Consider the following 3,143-nt stretch of genomic DNA (forward strand, 5'->3'; position numbering starts at 1 on the left):
CAGGGTGACACGTCGGGTGCGGTGGGTGCGATCGGTGAGATCGCGGACATCATCGGCCAGATCAACGACTACCAGCTGACGATCGCGTCGGCGGTGGAGGAGCAGACCGCGACGACGAACGAGATGTCGCGGGGTGTGCAGGAGGCCGCGACGGGCTCGTCCGAGATCGCGGGGAACATCACGGGGATCGCCACCTCCGCGTCCTCGACGGCGCAGGCCCTGGTGCAGATGAACGAGTCCGTGGCCGACCTGGCCCGGATGAGCGCCGACCTCCAGTCGCGCGCCGCGCAGTTCACCTACTGACCCACAGCTGCACCGGACGGGCACCCCGCCCGTCCGGTGCCCCACGAGGAGGAAGTCCTATGACCGTCAACCCCACCGGCCGGCCGCCTGCCCGGCGACGTCTGACCGTCGCTCGCCGGCTGCAGCTCACCTTCGGCGTCCTGGTCGCCCTCGTCGTGGTCGCGGCGGTCGTGGGCGGCGTGTCGGTGGACCGGCAGAGGGGCTACGCGCAGCAGGTCCAGGCGGCGGGAGAGCTCGGGGACGTCGCGGAGCAGGCCAAGACCCTGATCTCCGACGCGACGGGCTGGCAGGGGCTCTACGTGGCGGACACCGCTGTCTACGGCCTCGAGGCCGGGCTCGGCGAGGACGCCTACAACCGCCAGGGCATGCTGGACAACAAGGAGCAGGTGTACGCGTGGCTCGACGAGCTCGGGGCGTCAGGGCTCGATGCGCAGACGTCCCAGCTCCTCGGTGAGCTCCGCACGGCCTGGGACGACTTCTACACCTGGGACGACCAGGTCGTGGAGTGGCTCCAGGAGGACACCGCGGCCGGTGAGCGCAAGGCGATGGACTCGATCAACGGCGGTGAGGCGGGGGCGGCATACAGCACCATCTTCGACATCGCCGACCAGGCTCAGACCGTCGCCTCCGACCGCGCTGCGGTGGCCACCGCAGAGCAGCAGGCCGGCCAGAGCCGCTCGCTCGTCATCCTCGTGACGGTCGGCGTCCTCGCGGTCCTGGCCGGAACGCTCCTGGCGCGGTGGACCAGCCATGCCGTCGTCGGCCGCGTGGCCAAGGTGCGCGACGTCGCGGAGGCCCTCGGCCGGGGCGACCTGACGCGCACGTCCGGGCTGCGGCCGACCGACGAGATCGGCGAGGCGGGTGCCGCCCTCGATGCCGGCATCGATGTGGTGCGCGCGGTGGTGGCGGAGGTCGTCGGCTCGGCGGACCGGCTCGCCACGGGCTCGGAGCAGCTCGCCGCGGTGTCGTCCCAGGTCGTCGCGGCCGCCGAGGAATCGTCGGCCCAGTCGGGCGTGGTGGCGTCGGGCGCCGAGCAGGTGTCGCAGAACGTGCAGACCGTCGCCGCGGGCGCGGAGCAGATGGGGGCGTCGATCCGCGAGATCGCGCAGAACTCGAACGAGGCGGCGAAGGTCGCCAACCGGGCGACGGACCGCGCCGCGGCCACCAACGAGACGGTGCGCAAGCTGGGGACGAGCTCGCAGGAGATCGGTGACGTGATCAAGGTGATCACGTCGATCGCGGAGCAGACGAACCTGTTGGCGTTGAACGCGACGATCGAGGCGGCTCGTGCCGGTGAGGCCGGCAAGGGGTTCGCCGTCGTGGCGTCCGAGGTCAAGGAGCTGGCGCAGGAGACCGCGAAGGCCACCGAGGACATCGCGCGCAGGGTCGAGGCGATCCAGGGTGATGCCTCCGGCGCCGTCGACGCCATCGGCGACATCACGGACATCATCGGCCAGATCAACGACTACCAGCTCACCATCGCCTCGGCGGTGGAGGAGCAGACCGCGACGACGAACGAGATGTCGCGAGGCGTGCAGGAGTCGGCCACCGGTGCGTCCGAGATCGCCGAGAACATCACCGGGATCGCCACCGCCGCGTCGTCGACCGCCGTGGCCGTCGAGCAGATCGACGGGTCCATCTCGGACCTGGCCCGCGTCTCCGTCGACCTGCGCGCCCGCGCGGCCGAGTTCACCTACTGACCCTCGCCCGCACGCGTTGCGGACGAAAGCACCTGAGAGGAACTTCCATGAGCACGCTGCTCGAGAAGCGCCAGCCGGCCCTGGCGCCGGTGGCGACCGCACCGCGTGAGACCGCGGCGCGGGACCACAGCCAGGACGGCGCCCGTGGGCCCCGGCGCTTCGCGCTGCGGTCGATCAGGACGAAGATCGTCGGACTGGTCGCCCTGCTCGTGGCCTTCATGGTCATGCTCGGCCTGGTGGCGACGGCCAACACGATCGGCCTGCGTGACAGCACGGAGCGGATCGCCTCCGTCCAGACCACGCTCAGCGCCCAGCTGAACGCCGTCGACCAGTCGGTCTGGATGTACAACGAGGCCGTCGGTGCGATCGGCGAGTATCTCGGCCGGGACGTCGACGTGTCGGACAAGCTTGCTGCGATCGACGACGCCAAGGCCCGGATCGGCACGGAGATGGCCGCGTTCGAGGCCATCTACACGGGCATGGGCGTCGACGTGCCCGCCGAGTACGTGACCTTCCGGACCGCCGTCGAGACCTACCTCGCCGCGGTCGAGAGCGAGAAGCTGCCTGCCTTCGAGTCGGGCGACTGGGACACCTTCCAGGCGAGCGAGGAGTCGCTCGGCGCGCTCGGCGGCGAGCTCGGCGCCTCCCTCGGCGGCCTGAAGGGGTATATCGAGGGGGTCCTCGCGGACGAGACCGAGGCCGCCGCGCAGGAGGCCGCCGGTGCGATCTTCATCCTCGTGGTCCTCATCGTCGTGGGTGCCGTGGGCGGGCTCGTCACCGGCTGGATCGTCGTGAGCCGCATCCGAGCCGGACTGATGGGCGTGCAGCGAACGATCGAGAAGATGGCGAGCGGTGACCTCACCCACGAGCCCGAGGTGACCAGCCAGGACGAGCTGGGCGAGATGGCCCGCTCCCTGTCCGTCACCCAGGCCGCCCTGCGGGAGACGCTCTCGGGCGTGCTCGCGTCATCGGAGACCATCGCCACCGGCTCGGACCAGCTCGCGGCCGCGGCGTCGCGCGTCGTGGCGGCCGCCGAGCAGTCGTCGGCCCAGTCGGGTGTGGCGGCGTCGGCGGCGGAGCAGGTGTCGCAGAACGTGCAGACGGTGGCTGCGGGTGCTGAGGAGATGGGTGCGTCGATCC

At 71.1% G+C, this 3,143-nt stretch carries 2 protein-coding genes and 1 pseudogene; all 3 read left to right on the forward strand.

Features of this window, described 5'->3' with window-relative positions; translation table 11 throughout:
* Positions 1 to 303, forward strand: a pseudogene (locus tag ACWAT2_RS19240) (methyl-accepting chemotaxis protein); the annotation flags it as partial.
* 59 nt (positions 304 to 362) lie between these two features.
* Positions 363 to 2,003 (forward strand): methyl-accepting chemotaxis protein, encoded by a 1,641-nt coding sequence (locus tag ACWAT2_RS19245; RefSeq protein WP_402378197.1) that lies wholly within the window; start codon positions 363 to 365, stop codon positions 2,001 to 2,003.
* A 47-nt stretch (positions 2,004 to 2,050) separates the two neighbouring features.
* The coding region (locus tag ACWAT2_RS19250) for a HAMP domain-containing protein (RefSeq protein ID WP_402378200.1) at positions 2,051 to 3,143 on the forward strand (1,093 nt) is incomplete at its 3' end.

Source organism: Isoptericola sp. GX10416 (genome assembly GCF_056590155.1).

Excerpts from the sequence above, each read along its gene's own strand:
- ACWAT2_RS19245 (WP_402378197.1), top strand. The coding sequence starts at position 363 with ATGACCGTCAACCCCACCGGCCGGCCGCCTGCCCGGCGACGTCTGACC.